This is a genomic window from Mycobacterium sp. E802, from assembly GCF_001666875.1.
Taxonomy (GTDB): Bacteria; Actinomycetota; Actinomycetes; order Mycobacteriales; family Mycobacteriaceae; genus Mycobacterium.
In genome coordinates this window covers 12,324-29,531 of sequence record NZ_LZJD01000197.1, presented here as the reverse complement: position 1 = coordinate 29,531, position 17,208 = coordinate 12,324, and the positions used below count along the sequence as shown (strand labels likewise).

At 68.2% G+C, this 17,208-nt stretch carries 13 protein-coding genes; 8 read left to right on the top strand and 5 right to left on the bottom strand.

The window, feature by feature from the left end; genetic code table 11:
- Window positions 1-63 precede the first annotated feature (63 nt).
- On the top strand, window positions 64-906 hold the full coding sequence (locus A5699_RS28115) for a hypothetical protein (RefSeq protein WP_369806791.1): 843 nt from the start codon (window positions 64-66) through the stop codon (window positions 904-906).
- Between the two features lie 22 nt (window positions 907-928).
- On the top strand, window positions 929-1,639 hold the full coding sequence (locus tag A5699_RS28110; RefSeq protein WP_067777212.1) for a crotonase/enoyl-CoA hydratase family protein: 711 nt from the start codon (window positions 929-931) through the stop codon (window positions 1,637-1,639).
- A 158-nt stretch (window positions 1,640-1,797) separates the two neighbouring features.
- On the opposite strand, the gene A5699_RS28105 is transcribed toward A5699_RS28110, so the two are convergent.
- On the bottom strand, window positions 1,798-2,637 hold the full coding sequence (locus A5699_RS28105) for a hypothetical protein (RefSeq protein WP_067777209.1): 840 nt from the start codon (window positions 2,635-2,637) through the stop codon (window positions 1,798-1,800).
- A gap of 70 nt (window positions 2,638-2,707) precedes the next feature.
- Here A5699_RS28105 and A5699_RS28100 point away from each other — a divergent pair, with 70 nt between their 5' ends.
- The 5 genes from A5699_RS28100 to recD are packed head-to-tail and all read left to right on the top strand — an operon-like array spanning window position 2,708 to window position 12,553.
- The gene (locus A5699_RS28100) at window positions 2,708-3,184 is read left to right on the top strand and encodes a MarR family winged helix-turn-helix transcriptional regulator (protein WP_067777206.1); all 477 of its coding nucleotides are present in this window, start codon (window positions 2,708-2,710) and stop codon (window positions 3,182-3,184) included.
- On the top strand, window positions 3,181-4,431 hold the full coding sequence (locus tag A5699_RS28095; protein WP_067777275.1) for an MFS transporter: 1,251 nt from the start codon (window positions 3,181-3,183) through the stop codon (window positions 4,429-4,431). Before A5699_RS28100 ends, A5699_RS28095 begins: the two co-directional genes overlap by 4 nt.
- A gap of 24 nt (window positions 4,432-4,455) precedes the next feature.
- On the top strand, window positions 4,456-7,641 hold the full coding sequence (gene recC / locus A5699_RS28090; protein WP_067777203.1) for an exodeoxyribonuclease V subunit gamma: 3,186 nt from the start codon (window positions 4,456-4,458) through the stop codon (window positions 7,639-7,641).
- A complete protein-coding gene (recB, locus tag A5699_RS28085; protein ID WP_067777200.1) occupies window positions 7,638-10,892 on the top strand; it encodes an exodeoxyribonuclease V subunit beta in 3,255 nt (1,084 codons plus the stop codon). The genes recC and recB overlap by 4 nt, the downstream gene beginning before the upstream one ends.
- Window positions 10,892-12,553: an exodeoxyribonuclease V subunit alpha gene (gene recD / locus A5699_RS28080; RefSeq protein ID WP_067777198.1), complete on the top strand. Its 1,662-nt coding sequence runs from the start codon at window positions 10,892-10,894 to the stop codon at window positions 12,551-12,553. The genes recB and recD overlap by 1 nt, the downstream gene beginning before the upstream one ends.
- On the opposite strand, the gene A5699_RS30190 is transcribed toward recD, so the two are convergent.
- The 3 genes from A5699_RS30190 to A5699_RS28070 all read right to left on the bottom strand — a co-directional run bounded on the left by A5699_RS30190 (window position 12,550) and on the right by A5699_RS28070 (window position 15,098).
- The gene (locus tag A5699_RS30190) at window positions 12,550-12,678 is read right to left on the bottom strand and encodes a hypothetical protein (protein WP_255376513.1); all 129 of its coding nucleotides are present in this window, start codon (window positions 12,676-12,678) and stop codon (window positions 12,550-12,552) included. The two genes, recD and A5699_RS30190, sit on opposite strands and share 4 nt — an antisense overlap.
- Before the next feature lie 182 nt (window positions 12,679-12,860).
- A complete protein-coding gene (locus tag A5699_RS28075) occupies window positions 12,861-13,286 on the bottom strand; it encodes a hypothetical protein (protein WP_082957909.1) in 426 nt (141 codons plus the stop codon).
- A 15-nt stretch (window positions 13,287-13,301) separates the two neighbouring features.
- Window positions 13,302-15,098, bottom strand: coding sequence for an alpha/beta fold hydrolase (locus A5699_RS28070; protein ID WP_067777195.1), 1,797 nt, complete (start codon window positions 15,096-15,098; stop codon window positions 13,302-13,304).
- Window positions 15,099-15,232: 134 nt separating this feature from the next.
- Here A5699_RS28070 and A5699_RS28065 point away from each other — a divergent pair, with 134 nt between their 5' ends.
- Window positions 15,233-15,874, top strand: a complete 642-nt coding sequence (locus tag A5699_RS28065; RefSeq protein ID WP_067777192.1) for a TetR/AcrR family transcriptional regulator — start codon at window positions 15,233-15,235, stop codon at window positions 15,872-15,874.
- A 9-nt stretch (window positions 15,875-15,883) separates the two neighbouring features.
- Here A5699_RS28065 and A5699_RS28060 read toward each other — a convergent pair whose 3' ends face one another.
- Window positions 15,884-17,140, bottom strand: a complete 1,257-nt coding sequence (locus A5699_RS28060; protein ID WP_067777188.1) for an Ig-like domain-containing protein — start codon at window positions 17,138-17,140, stop codon at window positions 15,884-15,886.
- Window positions 17,141-17,208: the final 68 nt, after the last annotated feature.

Genomic DNA, 17,208 nt, shown 5'->3' with positions numbered 1-17,208 from the left:
AGTTTGCTGAACCGGACCGCTGCCCACGCCGAAAGTCCGTGATATACCCACTTGGTGGGGATCATCGGTGCGGTCACGGAGCGGGGGCGGGAGTTGGCCAGTTTCGAACCGGGTGCGTGGACGGCACTCGCGGCGTGGGTGGCGATCGTCGTCGTCGTCATCGCACTCATCTACGCGTGGCGACAGTATTTGAAAGCCCGGGAGCGACGGGCCGAGCTGACACAGCCGAATGTGTCGATGTTCATGGAACCCAGCAGCAGCGACTGGCATCTGGTGGAGTTGGTGGTACGCAATTTCGGGCAACGCCCGGCCTACGGTTTGCGGTTCGAGTTCGCGAATCCGCCGACGGTCGGCAAGTACGAAAGCTCTTATGACGACAACTATGTCGACATCGTGCCGCTGAACCTGCCCGCCGAGATCCCGTATCTGGCGCCGGGTCAGGAGTGGCGCATCGTGTGGGATTCGGCGCTGGATCGCAAGGAGCTCGGTGAGGCCATCGCGTCCCGGTTCGACGGTGCCGTCACCTATTACGACGAGCCGCCCACCGCAGGCAAACCCAGCGGCCGCAAGCTGCGCAACACCGCGGTGCTGGACTGGGCGACGCTGCCGCCGGTGGACCGCATGGAGTTGTTGACCACGCATGACCGGGCCCGGCGCGAAAAGCAGAAGCTCGAGTTGTTGCGCGGAGTGCTCACCTATTTCCAGTACGCCGCCAAGGAGACCGACGAGCAGAAGCTGCGCTCGGAGATCAACCGCATCAACGCGATGGGCGCCGAGCTGCGCTCACGCTGGCGTGATCGGTACGAGGCCACCCATGACGACGATGACGACGACGATTACGACGACGACGATCCCGAGACCGATCTGATCAAGCCGGCAACCTCCGGCAGCCGTCATCGGGCCTGAGCAGACTCGCTACCATCGTGCGATGAGTCCCCTGGTGAGCTACGAGCTCAACGACGCCGTCGCCACGATCACGATGGACGACGGCAAAGTCAACGCCCTGTCTCCTGCCATGCAAACCGAGCTCAGCGGTGCGCTGGACCAGGCAGCCCAGGCGGCCGCCGGCGGCGAGGTGAAAGCCGTTGTGTTGGCCGGTAATTCGAAGGTGTTCAGCGGCGGGTTCGACTTGAGCGTGTTCGCCGCCGGCGACGCGGCGGCCACCCTGGGCATGCTCGCCGGCGGATTCGAACTATCGGTGCGCTGCCTGACCTTCCCGGTGCCGGTGATCATGGCCGCGACCGGGCACTGCATCGCGATGGGCTCGTTTCTGATGTTGTCCGGTGACCACCGGGTCGGCGCGTCGACTGCGCGGTGCCAGGCCAACGAGGTGAAGATCGGGATGACGCTGCCGATCGCCGCGATCGAGATCATGCGGATGAGGTTGACGCCGGCGGCTTTTCACCGGGGCATCTCGATGGCCGCGACGTTCAGCGGCGACGACGCGGTCGCGGGTGGCTGGCTCGACGAGATCGTCGAGGCCGACGCGGTCCTCGAGCGGGCCCAGCAGGTGGCCGCCGATGCCGCCGCGACGTTGAACGCCGGCGCCCATGTGGCCAGCAAGCTCAAGGCCCGCGCCGGTGCATTGACCGCGATCCGGGCCGGGATCGACGGATTGGCAACGGAATTCGCGGGCTAGGTGTACTGACCCCCGCTTGCGGGCTTCGCACTTTTCACTCCAGCCCCACCGCCCGGGCTTGCGGGCTTTCGCACTTTCCACTCCAGCCCCACCGCCCGGACCCTCCGCTCGCGTATGAAGCGTGGTGGCGATTTTCCGGCCATTTTTCCGCCACCACGCTACATACGCGAAGCCCAGGCCTTGGCAAACCGACCGAGCACGTTGGCCGCACCATCCCGGCCGGTGACTCGAATGACGATCCAATCCATCTCGATCATCTCGTCGATCCGGGCGATGTCCTTGCGGAGTTGCACCGGATCGGTGTGATGACGGCCTTCGTATTCCAGCGCGATCTTCACTTCCGGCCACGCCAGGTCGACCTCGCCGATCAGTGCGTTGTATTCGTTGCAGACGGGGTACTGCGATTCCGGGCGAGGATAGCCCGCGCGAATGACCAAGAGCCGCAACCAGGTTTCCTGCGGCGACTCTGCCCGCGGGTCCACCAGTACGATGCTGGAGCGCGCCCGCTTGATGCCTTTGCGTCCCGCGTGGCGCTCGGCGGCCAGTTCGATGTCGGCCACTTTCATCCGGGTGGCCCGGGCCAGGGCGTCGATCGCAGGAACCGCGATGTCCTCGGGAAACTTGCAGGCCAGATCGACCGCGGTGCGCTCAGGTGTGGTGAGGCGGATGTCGCCGATCGAACAGATCTCGTCGTCGGCGATCGCGTCGGCCCATGTGACGATCCCCCGGACCGGCCTCCGATTGTTGGTGTCGATGACATAGGCGGGCAGGCTCGCATCGATCCATCGCGCTCCGTGCAAGGCCGATGCGGAGTATCCGGCCAGGATTCCGTGGCCGCGGGATCGCAACCAGCAGGCCCGCGCCCGCAGAAGCGCGGTCGGTCTGGTGCCCTTGGCGACGTAGATGTCGTGATGGATGGCCACGAAGCGGGTTCGTAGTTCGTGTCGGGTCAGAGTGCCCGCGGCCAACGCTTCGCTTCCGATGAATGGATCCCCCATGGGCGGAGTGTGCCGGGGCCTACCGACAGATTTCGGGTTCGAGGCCGGCCGACCCAGAGCAAATATATGTATGTGCTATGCATATATAGTGCCCCGCTACAACGACCTCGATGAACTGCTGGTCCGTGTCCACATCCTCCGGCAGCGGCCGGGGTGGCGGCGCCGGCTCATCGACGCGTCGGGCAGCGTGCCGTCCCTGTCGACGCTGCGGGTGCTGCGCGCCGTCGAGCAGCGGGAAAAGGCCGGGCTCAGCACCTCGATCGGCGAGGTGGCCGAGTACATGGCCGTCGAGCACTCGACCGCCAGCCGTACCGTCGCCAACGTGGTGAGTGCCGGTCTCCTCACCAAATCGATGGACCCTGACGATCAACGCCGCTGCGTGTTGACGCTGACCGAGGAAGGCCGCCAGGCACTGGCCCAGGTCACCGAACGACGCCAACAGATGGTCGCCGAGACGGTGGCCGACTGGCCCGAGGACGAGGTCGACAAACTGGTCGACCTGTTGCAGCAACTGGTCACCGATTTCGAGCGGGGTGTGTGCTCGTGACGGCCCAGACCACTGCCCGTCTGCAACCTCGCGGAGCCCTGCGGCTGATGTTCGACCCGGTCTTCGGGGCATTGTTCTGGGGCAAGATGTTCTCGGTCGTCGCGGTCTGGACGCATGGCATCGTGGCGGCGATCGTGATCTTCGACGCGACGGGCTCGGCGGTGATGGTCGGGCTGGTCGGCGTCGCGCAGTTCCTCCCCCAACTCATCCTCAGCCCGACCAGCGGCAAGTGGGCGGATATCGGTGACCCGGCCCGCCAGATCCTGTGGGGCCGGGTGCTGTGCATCATCGGTTCGGGCTCGACGGCCGTGTGGCTGGCCGCGGCACCCGACCTGCAGGGCACCGCCGCGGCCGTCCCGGTGCTCGTCGGCTCGACCCTCGTCGGCTTCGGTTTCGTCATCGGCGGCCCGGCCATGCAATCGGTGGTGCCCAGCCTGATCCGCGACGGTGAACTGCCGACGGCCATGGCGCTCAACAGCATTCCGATGACCATCGGCCGCATCCTGGGCCCGGCCATCGGTGCCTTCCTGGCCGCCCGCCTGGGTGCAGCGCCGGGCTTCGCGATCAGCGCGGGCCTGCACCTGGTCTTCGCGATCTTCCTGCTGCTGGTCACCTTCCCGGTCCGGCCCGACCGCAGTCCCGACGGCGATTACCGGGTGCGCGCGGCCCTGGCCCATGTGTGGCGCGACCGCCCGCTACTGCTGGCGCTGCTCGCCGTGACGACGGTCGGGTTCGCCTCCGACCCGTCGATCACGCTCACCCCGTCGATGGCCGAAGACCTCGGCGGCGGCGCACATCTGGTCGGCGCGCTGTCGGCGGCGTTCGGCATCGGCGCGGCGCTCGGCATGGTGGTGCTGGCCGCCATGCGTGGTCGGTTGCCCGCCGCCCAGGTGTCGACGATCGGGCTGTGGCTGTTGGTCGCCGGCAGCGGACTGCTGGCGCTGGGCACCGTCACGGCGGTGGCGCTGGGCGGATTCGCGATCGCGGGGCTCGGGTTCGGCTGGGCCATGACGGGTCTGAGCACGGTGGTGCAGGAACGTGCGCCCGAGCAGCTGCGGGGCCGGATCATGGCGCTGTGGCTGGTCGGGTTCCTCGGCTCGCGACCGTTTGCCGCGGCCCTGCTCGGCGGCGCGGCCGACCTGTTCAACGTGCGAGTGGCCTTCGTCATCGCCGGCGCGATCACCCTCGCCGTCGCGCTGGCCGCCCGGCCCGGGGCACTGTCGGGGCCAAACGCCGCACCCCGGTAAGCCGGTCTCCTATCGTGTCTGTCGATGGCAATGCACCTGCACCGGGCCGAGCGCACCGATCTGCTCGCCGACGGGCTGGCAGATCTGCTGAGCCGATCCCCCGCTGACCCGTTCGCCCAGGAGCTGGTGCTGGTGCCCGCCAAGGGCGTCGAGCGCTGGCTGAGTCAGCGGTTGAGCAACCGGCTGGGCGTGTGCGCGGCCGTCGAGTTCCGCAACCCCCGCTCTCTGATCGCCGAGCTGACCGGCACCGACGAGGACGACCCCTGGTCGGCCGACGCGATGGCCTGGCCGCTGCTCGCGGTGATCGACGAGAACCTCGACCAGCCGTGGTTGCAGGCGGTGGCCACGCACCTGGGCCATTTCGAGATGGGTGACGAGCATGAGCTTCGCCAGGGCCGACGCTATGCGGTGGCCCGACGGTTGGCGGGGTTGTTCGCCTCCTACGCGCGGCAACGCCCGCAACTGCTTGTCGATTGGGACGGCCTGCCCGAGGACCTGGCGTGGCAGGCCCCGCTGTGGCAGGCGCTACTGGAGCGCGTCGACGCCGAACCTCCGCACGAAAGGCACGCGAAAACCCTTGCCCGCCTGACCGAATCACCCAGCGACCTGCCCGAGCGGTTGTCGCTGTTCGGCCACACCCGCCTGCCGGTCACCGAGATCGAACTGCTCACCGCGCTGGCCACCCACCACGACCTGCACCTGTGGCTGCCGCACCCCAGCGATGTGCTGTGGCAGTCCCTGAGCGCGCACACCGGCCCGCTCCCCCGCCGCCAGGACACCAGCCACCGCGACGTGCAGCATCCGTTGTTGGCCACCCTCGGCCGTGACCTGCGGGAGCTGCAGCGGGCCCTGCCGGCCCCCGACAGCGACGAATACCTCAGCAGCACAGGCCATCCCGATACCCTGCTGGGCTGGCTGCAGTCCGATATCGCCGCCGACGTCGTCCGCCCGGCCGGACGCATCCATCGGCGCGACGACCGCTCGGTGCAGGTACACAGCTGCCACGGCCCGGCGCGGCAGATCGAGGTGCTGCGCGAGGTGCTGCTGGGCCTGCTCGCCGACGATCCGACGCTGGAACCCCGCGACATCCTGGTGATGTGCCCCGACATCGAGACCTATGCCCCGTTGATCACGGCCGGGTTCGGGCTGGGTGATGTCATCAGAGGTGCGCACCCGGCGCACAAGCTGCGGGTGCGGCTGGCCGATCGCGCGCTGGTGCAGACCAATCCGCTGCTGTCGGTGGCCGCATCGGTGCTGACGCTGGCCGGTGGGCGGGCCACCGCGAGTGAGGTGCTCAACCTCGCGGAGTCCGCGCCGGTGCGGGCCCGGTTCACCTTCACCGACGACGATCTGGAAGCCGTCACCGCGTGGGTGCGGGAAGCCAACATCCGGTGGGGCTTCGACCAGGAGCACCGCCGCCCGTACGGGGTCGAATTCCTGCACAACACCTGGCGTTTCGGCCTCGACCGGGTATTGTCGGGGGTGGCGATGTCCGACGACTCGCACGCGTGGTTGGGCACCACGCTGCCGCTGGACGACGTGAGCAGCAACCGGGTGGAGCTGGCCGGCCGGTTCGCCGATTTCGTCGACAAACTGGCGCACACCGTCGGTCAGCTCAGCGGCGTACGTCCCCTGCACGAGTGGTTGACGGCACTGAGCACCGGGATCGAGGCGTTGGCGTATTCGGACGAGGAGTGGCCCGCCACCCAGGTGCAACGCGAGTTCGCCGAGATCGAAGAGGCCGTCGGCGCGGCGGCAACCCCCATGCGGCTCAGTGATGTTCGGGCACTGCTGGATCGGCATCTGGCCGGCCGACCGACGCGGGCCAACTTCCGCACCGGCACGCTGACAGTGTGCACCATGGTGCCGATGCGCTCGGTGCCGCACCGCGTGGTGTGTCTGGTGGGGCTGGACGACGGCGTCTTTCCGCGGTTGGGTGCGGTCGACGGTGACGACGCGCTGGCCCGCGATCCACGCACCGGCGAGCGCGACATCCGCTCGGAGGACCGCCAGTTGCTGCTCGACGCCATCGGCGCGGCCACGCAGACGCTCGTCGTCACCTATACCGGCGCCAACGAATACTCCGGGCAGGCCCGTCCGCCCGCGGTGCCTCTGGCCGAGCTGATCGACACCCTCAAGATCACCGCCGAACGACCCGTGGACGTCGTCACCACACATCCCTTGCAGCCCTTCGACATTCGAAACGTCACCCCCGGCGCCCTGCTGCCCGAAGGGCCGTTCACGTTCGACCCCACCGCGCTCACCGCGGCGCAGGCCAGCGCCGGGCGGCGCGCCGACCGGCCGGCGTTCTTCGCCCAGCCCTTACCGCCACCCGTAGCCGGAGACGTCGCGCTCGAGGATCTCGTCATCTTCTTCAAGGATCCGGTGAAGGGCTTCTTCCGGGCCCTGGACTACACCTTGCCGTGGGATGTCGACGGCGTCTCGGACGTCATGCCGGTGGACATCGATGCCCTGGAGGAGTGGACGGTCGGCGACCGCATGCTCAGCGACATCCTGCGCGGTATGACCCCGGCCGACGCCCAACAGGCCGAGTGGCGCCGCGGCACGCTGCCACCGGGGCAGTTGGGCTGGCGGCGGGCGATCGCCCTGCGCGATCGATGTGCCTTGCTGGCCACCGAGGCGCTGCGCTTCCAGACCCACGATCCGCACGCCCATGACGTCGACATCGACCTCGGTAGCGGGCGCCGGCTGACCGGCACCGTCTCCCCGGTGTTCGACGACCGGTTGGTGTCGGTCACCTACTCCAAGCTCGACGGCAAACACCTGCTGCAGTCGTGGATTCCGTTGTTGGCGTTGGTCGCCGCATATCCGGATCGCGACTGGTCGGCGGTGTGTATCGGCCGGCCGCGCCGCGGTGACACCCCGCGGGTCACCGGGCTGGGGCCCCCGGACAACCCGGTGGAGCTGCTGGCCGATCTGGTGGCGATCTACGATGCGGGCCGGCGCGAACCGCTGCCGCTGCCCGTCAAGACCTCCTACGCGTGGGCAGCGGCACGCCATGCCGGTGACGATCCGGAGCGTGAAGCCGGATACCGCTGGCGCACCGGCAGATTCCCCGGTGAGGACGAGGCACCGGCGCACGTGCGGGCCTGGGGTCGTGGTGCGCCGTTGAGCCGGCTGGTCGGGTTGGGTGAATATTCCGAGCGGTTGTGGCTGCCGGTCCTTCACGCCGAAAGGCACGTCCAGTGAAGGTTTTCGATCTGCTCGGCCCGCTGCCGCAGCCCGACAGCACCACCGTGCTGGAGGCCAGCGCGGGCACCGGCAAGACGTTCGCGCTGGCCGGGTTGGTGACGCGGCTGGTGGCCGAAGGCGCAGCGACGCTGGACCAGATGCTGCTCATCACGTTCGGCCGGTCGGCCAGCCAGGAGCTGCGGGAGCGGGTCCGAGCACAAATCGTCGCGGCACTGGTGGCGTTGGCCGACCCGTCCCGCGCCGACAACGACCTGTTGCAGTACCTGGTCGCCGAGGATCAGCAGGCCCGCAGTCAGCGGTTGCGTGACGCCTTGGCCGGTTTCGACGCCGCAACGATCGCGACCACACATCAGTTCTGCCAGATCGTGCTGAAATCCCTTGGCGTGGCCGGGGACAGCGATTCGGGGGTGACGCTGGTCGAGAGCCTTGACGAGTTGGTCTGCGAGATCGTCGACGATCTGTATCTGGCCCACTTCGGTGCCCAGCGGGACACGCCGGAGCTGGGTTATGCCGAGGCGCTGCGACTGGCCCGCGTGGTGGTGTCCAATCCGGCGACCGAACTGCGGCCCGCCGATCCCGAACCGGAGTCACCGGCGGCGATCCGGTTGGGATTCGCCCGGGCGGTGTGCGCGGAGTTGGAGATTCGCAAGCGTCGCCGCGGCGTGCTGGGCTATGACGATCTGCTGACCCGGTTGGCCGACGCGCTCGAACACGAGGATTCGGCGGCCCGGGTCCGGATGGCACAGCGGTGGCCGATCGTGATGGTCGACGAGTTCCAGGACACCGACCCGGTGCAGTGGCAGGTGATCGAGCGGGCGTTCTCCGGACGGTCCACCCTCATCCTGATCGGTGATCCCAAACAGGCGATCTATGCGTTCCGCGGCGGGGATATCGACACCTACCTGCGGGCGGCGGCCACCGCCGGGGACAAGCAGACCCTGGGCACCAACTGGCGCAGTGACAGCGCGCTCGTCGACCGGCTGCAGGCGGTGCTGCGTGGCGCCGAGCTCGGCGGTCCCGACATCGTGGTGCACGATGTGCAGGCGCACCATCAGGGTCACCGGCTGGCCGGAGCTCCGCACAACGACCCATTCCGGCTGCGGGTGGTCCCGCGGAAACGCAAGGACACCAAGGTGATTCCGATCGCCCAGCTACGCAACCACATCGGCAAGGACCTGGCCGCCGACATCGGTGCCCTGCTGGCCAGTGGGGCAACCTTCGCCGGTGAGAAACTTCAGGCCCGTGACATCGCGGTGATCGTCGAGACCCACAAGGATGCCCGGGCCTGCCACGCCGCGCTGCTCGACGCCGGCATCCCGGCGGTCTACACCGGCGATTCGGACGTCTTCAACTCCGAGGCCGCCGAGGACTGGCTGTATCTGCTGGAAGCCTTCGACCAGCCGCACCGTCCCGGGCTGGTCCGGGCCGCCGCGGCCACGATGTTCTTCGGCGAGACGGCCGAAACCCTTGCCACCGGCGGGGATGCGCTCACCGACCGGGTCGCCGAGACGCTCCGCACCTGGGCCGGGCATGCCCGGGAACGCGGGGTGGCGGCGATCTTCGAGGCTGCGCAGCTGGCCGGCATGGGCAAGCGGGTGCTGTCCTGGCAGGGTGGCGAGCGGTTGATGACCGATCTGGCCCACATGACCCAACTGCTCGGCGACACCGCGCACCGCGAGGGATTCGGGCTGCCCGCGCTGCGGGACTGGTTGCGCACCCAACGTTCCGAGGGCGGCGCGGCCGCCGAGCGTAACCGGCGTCTGGACAGTGACGCGGCCGCGGTGCAGATCATGACGGTCTGGGTGAGCAAGGGCCTGCAGTTCCCAATCGTGTATCTGCCGTTTGCGTTCAATCGCTATGTGCCCGAACCGGATCTGGTGCTGTTCCACGATGAGGGGATGCGCTGCCTGCAGGTCGGGGGTCCGGACCCGGCCGTGACGCGGACCGGGCGCGCCGAGGCGGCCGCCGACGACAGCCGGCTGACGTATGTGGCGATGACGCGGGCCCAGTCACAGGTGGTGGCGTGGTGGGCGCCGTCGAACGACGAACCCAACGGCGGCCTGTCGCGGCTGCTGCGCGGGCGCGCCCCCGGCCAGTCCGCGGTGCCCGATCGGTGTGCCCCGGCCAAGATCTCCGACGACGACGCGCTGGCCCGGTTGCGGGCTTGGGAGGCCGCGGGCGGTCCGGTGCTGGAGGAATCGGTGATCGACGCGGTGCCGCCCATCCCGCGCCCGGAAATTCCAGATGATCTGGCGGCCCGGCACTTTCACCGGTCCATCGACACCGCGTGGCGACGCACGTCGTACTCGGGTCTGCTGCGTGCAGCCGAGGAGGACGGCACCTCCGGGGTGTCCAGTGAGCCCGAGGTCGCCGAACTCGACGACGAGTCCACCGACATCGCCGTCGTCGCCCCGGCCCAGGGCGCCGACGTGCCGTCGCCGATGGCGGCGCTGCCGACCGGTGCGGCGTTCGGCTCGCTCGTACACGCCGTGCTGGAGACCGCCGATCCGCTGGCCGCCGATCTGCAAGCCGAACTACGGGCCGAGGTGGGCCGGCATGCGGCCCGTTGGCCGGTCGAGGTCGGCACTGACGAGTTGGCTGCCGCCCTGGTGCCCATGCACGACACCCCGTTGGGCCCGTTGGCGCCGGGGATGACGCTGCGCCAGATCGGCCTGCCAGACCGGCTGTGCGAGTTGGATTTCGAGTTCCCGATGGCCGGCGGTGATCTGCGCGGCGGTGAGTTCGCGCGACTGGCCGATGTGGGGGCGCTGCTGGACGAGCACCTGCCGGCCACGGATCCGATGGCCGTGTATGCCGAGCGGTTGTCGACCGGGCTTCTGGGCTGCCAGCCGTTGCGCGGGTATCTGTCCGGGTCGGTGGATGTGGTGCTGCGGATCGGGCAACGCTTCGTCGTCGTCGACTACAAGACCAACTGGCTCGGCACCGGGGACACGTCGCTCACCGCAGCCGATTACGGGCGTGAGCGCCTGGTCGAGGCCATGCTGCATTCGGACTACCCGCTGCAGGCCCTGTTGTACAGCGTTGTGCTGCACCGGTTCCTGAGCTGGCGGTTGCCCGGTTACGATCCGGCGACGCATCTGGGCGGAGTCATGTACCTGTTCGTCCGGGGCATGTGTGGGCCGCAGACACCCGTCATCGACGGACACCCGGCCGGGGTGTTCAGCTGGGAACCACCGGCCGCGTTGGTCATCGCCCTCTCGGACCTGCTCGACAAGGGGGCGCGGTGATGTTGGACGCCTTCGCCGAGATCCTGGAACCCGCCGATGTGCAGGTGGCTCAACGGTTGAGCACCCTCGCCGAGGAAACGGACCCTCGGGTCGAGCTGGCGCTGGCGCTGGCGGTGCGGGCGCTGCGCGGGGGTTCGGTGTGTGTGGATCTGCGCGCGGTCGCGGCCCAGACGCAGCTACCGGAGTTGCCGTGGCCGCCGGTCGAGGAGTGGCTGGCCGCGGTGGCGGCGAGTCCGCTGCTGGAAACGCCGCCGGTGCTGCGGTTGTTCGGCGATCTGCTGTACCTCGACCGGTACTGGTTGGAGGAGCAGCAGGTGTGCGACGACGTGTTGGCGTTGATCGGCACACGGCCCGACGGTTCGGTTCCCGATGTGGCACGGCTGTTCCCGGATGGCTTCGAGGAGCAGCGGGCCGCGGCCAACGTGGCGCTCTCGCAAGGGTTGACGGTGTTGACCGGTGGGCCGGGCACCGGCAAGACCACCACGGTGGCGCGGCTCTTGGCCCTGTTGGCCGAGCAGGCCGCGTTGGCCGGGCGTCCGTCGTTGCGGATCGCGCTGGCCGCGCCGACCGGTAAGGCCGCGGCCCGGCTGCAGGAGGCCGTGCAGCTGGAGGTGAACCGACTCGACGCGGTGGACCGTGGGCGCATCGAGGGTCTGCAGGCCACCACGTTGCACCGGCTGTTGGGCCCGCGCCCAGACACGTCGTCGCGGTTTCGTCATCACCGGGCCAATCGGTTGCCGCACGATGTGATCGTGGTCGACGAGACGTCGATGGTGTCGTTGACGATGATGGCCCGGCTGTTGGAAGCGGTGCGGCCGCAGACCCGTCTGCTACTGGTCGGCGATCCCGATCAGCTGGCCTCGGTGGAGGCCGGGGCGGTGCTGGCCGATCTGGTCGACGGGCTGGGCTCGCGCGGCGTGGCAGCGCTGCAGACCTCGCACCGGTTCGGTGAGTCGATCGGGGCGCTGGCGTCGGCGATCCGGGCCGGCGACGCAGCGGGTGCGGTGGCGGTGCTGGCCGCCGGCGGTGAGCATGTCGAGTGGGTGCAGACCGATCCGCTCGAGCGGTTGCGGGAAGTGCTTGTGCCGCAAGCCCTTGCGTTGCGTCAGGCAGCGATCCTCGGTGACGGGCGGGTTGCCCTGGAGATTCTCGACGAGCACCGGTTGTTGTGTGCGCATCGGCACGGGCCCTACGGTGTCACGCACTGGAACCGGCAGGTGCAGCGGTGGCTGGCCGAGGCGACCGGGGAGCCGACGTGGGCGCAGTGGTACGTCGGCCGGCCGATCCTGGTGACCGCCAACGACTATGGGCTCAAGCTCTACAACGGCGATACCGGCGTCACGGTCGCCACGCCGGACGGTCTTCGGGCCATCGTGGGTGGGACTGTCGGGGGATCCGCTTCATTTGCCACCGGCCGGCTGACCGAGGTGGAGACCATGCACGCGATGACCATCCACAAGTCCCAGGGCAGCCAGGCCGATGAGGTCACCGTGCTGTTGCCGTCCGAGGACTCTCGGTTGTTGACGCGAGAGTTGTTCTACACCGCGGTCACCCGGGCCAAAACCCGGGTGCGCGTGGTGGGGTCCGAGGCGGAAATCCGTGCGGCGATCGCCCGGCAGGCCGTCCGTGCGACGGGCCTGCGCAAGCGGTTGAAGCCTTAAACCGCCCGGCCGGCGAAAAACGCGCCGGAGACAAGGCCGATGACGATGGCAAGCGTGGGCAAGCCCATGGCCACGGCCGTCACAACGCCGGCGACCGCGCCGATGCCAAGCATCAGCAAAAGCACACCTACAACTGCACTGAACATTGCGCATCGCCCTTTCTATGACAGCGATCACAATGTACATCTTCCGTGGGCTGAATCACACATAGATGAGACACCGGTTGGTTAACAATTTTTCCGCAAAATGTATAGCTGAGCTTGTTATATGCCTCTATCAGCGCAACCGAGCGAACCTGGTCAGAGCGCTATCCGGCGCCCGAGACGTTCAGGGCGACGATCACCCCAGCGGTCATGGCCGTGAAGCTCAGCATCGAGACGGCGAAGGCCCGTCCCCACCGATGCCTGGGGGCGACGAACGGCAATACAAACGTCCAAATCAGCCCCAGCGGTAGGTAGGCGATGATGCCGAACACGATCCCGTAGCCGTGCGGATCGGAGGCCGGGTCCGTCGAGAACGCCGAACTCAACATCACGAAGACGATCAACGCCCACAGCGCCGCGGCCCCGCCGCCGATCACCCCGGCCACGCAGCGGATGACCACCAGGGTGGCGTCGTGCCGGCCGTCAGGCGGCCGAACGTGGGTCTGAGGTCCGTACCGGTCGACCCACTCGTGTGGGTACTCCTCGGGCGGCATCTCCCCCACGGCAATCTCCCGGTTCGGTGTTGCCATCAGGATATGGGCGCGTCAAACGGCGATCGTGACGGACCGTCCGGCCAACGGTTCGTACACCGCGAATTGGAACAGGAAATCGAGGATCGGGTCTACCAGTCCGTCCCACGGCGTCGCCTGCACCGAATCGGTCGAGGTGAACGGCAACACCACGGCAGTGGCCGTACCGGACGGGGTCGGGATGTCGATGCGCTGTTGCGGTGCGCCGTAGACGCCGTCGTGGGTGCCGTCGTACATGTCGTTGATCCACCCGGCGGAGATCGTCTTGACCGCGTCGATGTTCTGCGGCTGCGAGAAGCCGGCGATCACATACTCGGCGAATTGCAGGATCGAGTTGGCGCCCTGCAATCCGTCGATGTGACGGCCACCGACCAGCATGACGCCGTTGAACTGTCCGGGCCGGGCCGCCTGCAGTTCGTCCCCGACGGTGCCGTCGAGATTCCACACGTAGCGCTCGGACGAAATCACCAGCACCGGGCGGTAATTGGCGCCGCTGAGCTTGGCCAGCGCCTCGGGCATGTCCGTGTTGGTGTCCACGGCGTCCAGTAGCACCACCCCGGCCAGGTCGTCGATGGCGCCGTTGTCGACCATGCGGCCGGCAGCGCCGGTGACCAACATCCCGCCCAGGGAGTGGCCGACCAGGACGACCTTCGACGGAAGCGCGACGGGGTGCCCGGCCGCGGCACTGGCACTCGCGGTGAGTTCGGGACGATCGCCGGCGAACAGGTCGGCCACCGACTGCTGCATCGGCTCGCCGCCGATCCATTGGGCGTCGGGGTCGAACAGGTTCGACGACAGGGTGGGGGCGACGACGATGCTGTTGGTCGACTCAGCCAGATAGGCCGCGGTGTAGCTGTACATCGGGCCCGTCGCCATGAATCCGTGCTGCAGGTAGATGACGCCGGTCGCCGAGTCCGGGTCTTCGGGGAAGTACCAGTCGGCGCGCACCTCGCGGTTGGAGCCTGGCATGGTCAACGTCGAGGAGCGCACCGTGACGGTGCTGCCCGGCGGGAGCACCGGCGGACCCGAGAACACCTGCAGCGCCGCGCCGACGACGTTGAACACCAACGAGCCGACGATGTTGACGATCGGCACCGAAGGCGCCGTCGCCGCGGCACTGGGGGTGGCGGCCACCATCCGGGCGATCGGTCGCGGGGCCGGAGTATCGGCCGCCCGGATGGTGATGTCGGTGATGTCAGTGACGTCAGTGACGTCAGTGATATCGCTGACCAGAGCGCGGCTTCGCGTGATGACGCGGTCGACGAGCGCGCTCGCCTCCGCGACCGGCGTGGCCTCGGCCGCGTCGGCAATCTGGGGTGCTGCCTTCTCGATGGGACGCTCGGTCACGGTGGCCGCCGGTACGGAAACTTCGGGGGTGTCACCCCGCGGCGTGATCTTGGTGCGTGGGAGTGACTGTCGGGCCGTGACTTTCGTCGTCCGGTCGGCGATGTCGTGGACCAGTTCTCGCACCTGCTCCGGTGGCGTCAGGATGTCCGTCACCACCTCGGGCAGCAGCCGACGCGGACGCTGACGCACCGGCGCACCGTCGGCCGTGCCGGTCGGTGCCGTCGTCGAGGTGTCGGCATCGCTCTTGACGCGGCGCGGCTTTTCTTTGCGGTGTGCGACGCGGGCGGACTTGTCACGTCGGTTCGAGGGTTTGTCGGAGTCGTTGGCGGACTGGCTCGTCGACTTGCCGGCACCGGGCTCGGCATGAGCCATCGGGGCCGCGACGACCATCAGCCCCATCCAGAGCGCGATCACCAACACGCCCCACCCTGTCGCCAACACTGCAATCCGCCCCGGTTTGATCACGCCGGCACGCTAACCGGCGTCGACCGTCCTCCGCAGGAAAATAAACAAATTCGTTGAAATGTTTCATTAATGCGGTCGGTCCGACCCGTCCGGCATACTGAAACCCCAGCACGCCGCCGAAGCAGGACAGTCAATTGTCAGCACCAGAACGCCGCCGTCGTGGGCGGCCGGTAGGCGGCGGCAATACCGCCGAGCAGGCTCGCGAGATGCTGATGGACGCCGCGGAGCACCTGTTCGTCACCCGCGGCTACCGGGCCTCGACCATGGAGGTCATCGCCCACGAGGCCGGCTATTCCCGCGCCGCGATCTACCGTCAATTCGCCAACCGCGACGAGCTCATCGCGGCCATGGTGCAGCGCACCACCCAGCGGCACATGTCCTCGATCCTGCCCCGCCTACCCGAGGGGGCCGGGCCGATCGAGCTGTTGGTCGAGAGCCTGGTCATCGTCGCGACCGAGCTGGTCTCCGATCCGCTGCTCAACACGATGGCCGAGCAGACTTCCGACGGCACGATCGCGTCGTTGATCGCCAAGGACTCGGACCTGACCGAGCTGGTGACCGCCACCATCGAGGCCATCTTCGCCGACGACGCCACCCGGTTCCGGCCCGGCGTACACCCCAATGATCTGGCTCAGTTCATCATCGCGACGTCGTTGAGTTTTTTGGTGAAGGCCGTGCCGGTCGGCAACGATGCCGCCGTCGCGCGGCGCTACATCGAGACGTTCGTCCTGCCGGCCATCGTGACGCAGCCGCCGCCGCCGCGCCGGGTGTTCTGATCGGCGCGCTCAGTTCAGCGCGCTGCCCTTGACCCACTGCGCCCAGGGCACCGACCAGTCGCCGTTGTTGGTCGGCTTGAGCGGGTCGCCGCCGGTGTTGCGGATCTCGACGATGTCGCCGGGCACCGAGAAGTTGTAGAACCACTCGGCGTTCTCACCGCTGAGGTTCAGGCAGCCGTGGCTCACGTTCTCTTTGCCTTGCGCCCAGATCGTCGAGTTGAGCTGATGCAGATAGATGCCGTCGATGCTGATGCGGGTGGCCCACGGGATCGTGGTCTTGTAGCCGAGCCGGGAGTTCACCGGCAGCCCGTAGGTCGAGGAGTCCATGACCACCGGATTGGCCTTGTCCATCACGGTGTAGATGCCGCGCGGAGTCCAGAAGCTCATCGTGGTGCCACCGACGGTCTCGGTGCCGCCCATGCCCATCGAGGTCGGCATGGTGCGCACCAGCTTGCCGTTCTCGTAGACCCGCACCTGCTTGTCCTTGTCGTCGGCGACCGTCACGTGGGAGGCACCGATGGTGAACGACACCTTCTCGTCCTGTGCGCCGTAGAGGTCGTCACCGAGCTTGGCGCCGTAGATCGCGGCGTCGACGGTCACCTTGGTGCCCGGCGCATAGTACCGCTCCGGGCGCCAGTGCGCAGTCTGGTCGTCGATCCAGTTCCACGAGCCGACGGCCTTCGGCTCGGTGATCACCTTCATCCGGCGTTCGGCGGCGGCCTTGTCGGTGACCGGCTCGTCGAAGCGGGCCACGATCACCATCCCGACGCCGTAGGTGGCGCCGTCCTGCAGCGGGGCGTACGACGTCCCGTTGAGGTAGACGCGGGCCTGGTAGCCCGGGGTGACGGTGGTGAAGCTCGTGGTCTTGCGAGTCGGCATGCCGCCGGGGCCACGCCCCTCGATCGTCATCGTGTACGTGCGGCCGTAGCCGAGTTCCGTCGTCGGCTTCCAGGTCTTGGCGTCGGGGGTGAGGATGCCCGGGATCTCCTTGCCGGCGTCGTTGACCATCGTGACGCGGACGACGGTCCCGGTGTCGGCGGTGACCATGACGCGCGCCAGCGGGTCGACTTCGGCGTTCGGCTTGGGCGTGATGGTGAGCTTGGCCGGTTCGGTCGGTGAGGGTTGCGGGGCGCCCTGGGGCGCGGCCGCCAACGTCTGGCAGTGCTCGGCGCAGTCCGGCAGGGCCGAGACGACGACACCACCTGATACGGCCAGCACGGCAAGTGCAACCGCCAGGTAGGCACGACGAACAGACGTCAATGTCACTCCAATGTGGTTCGGCGAGGGCCGGATTGAATCGGGTCGTGATCGAAAACCGATCGCTGACCCAATGG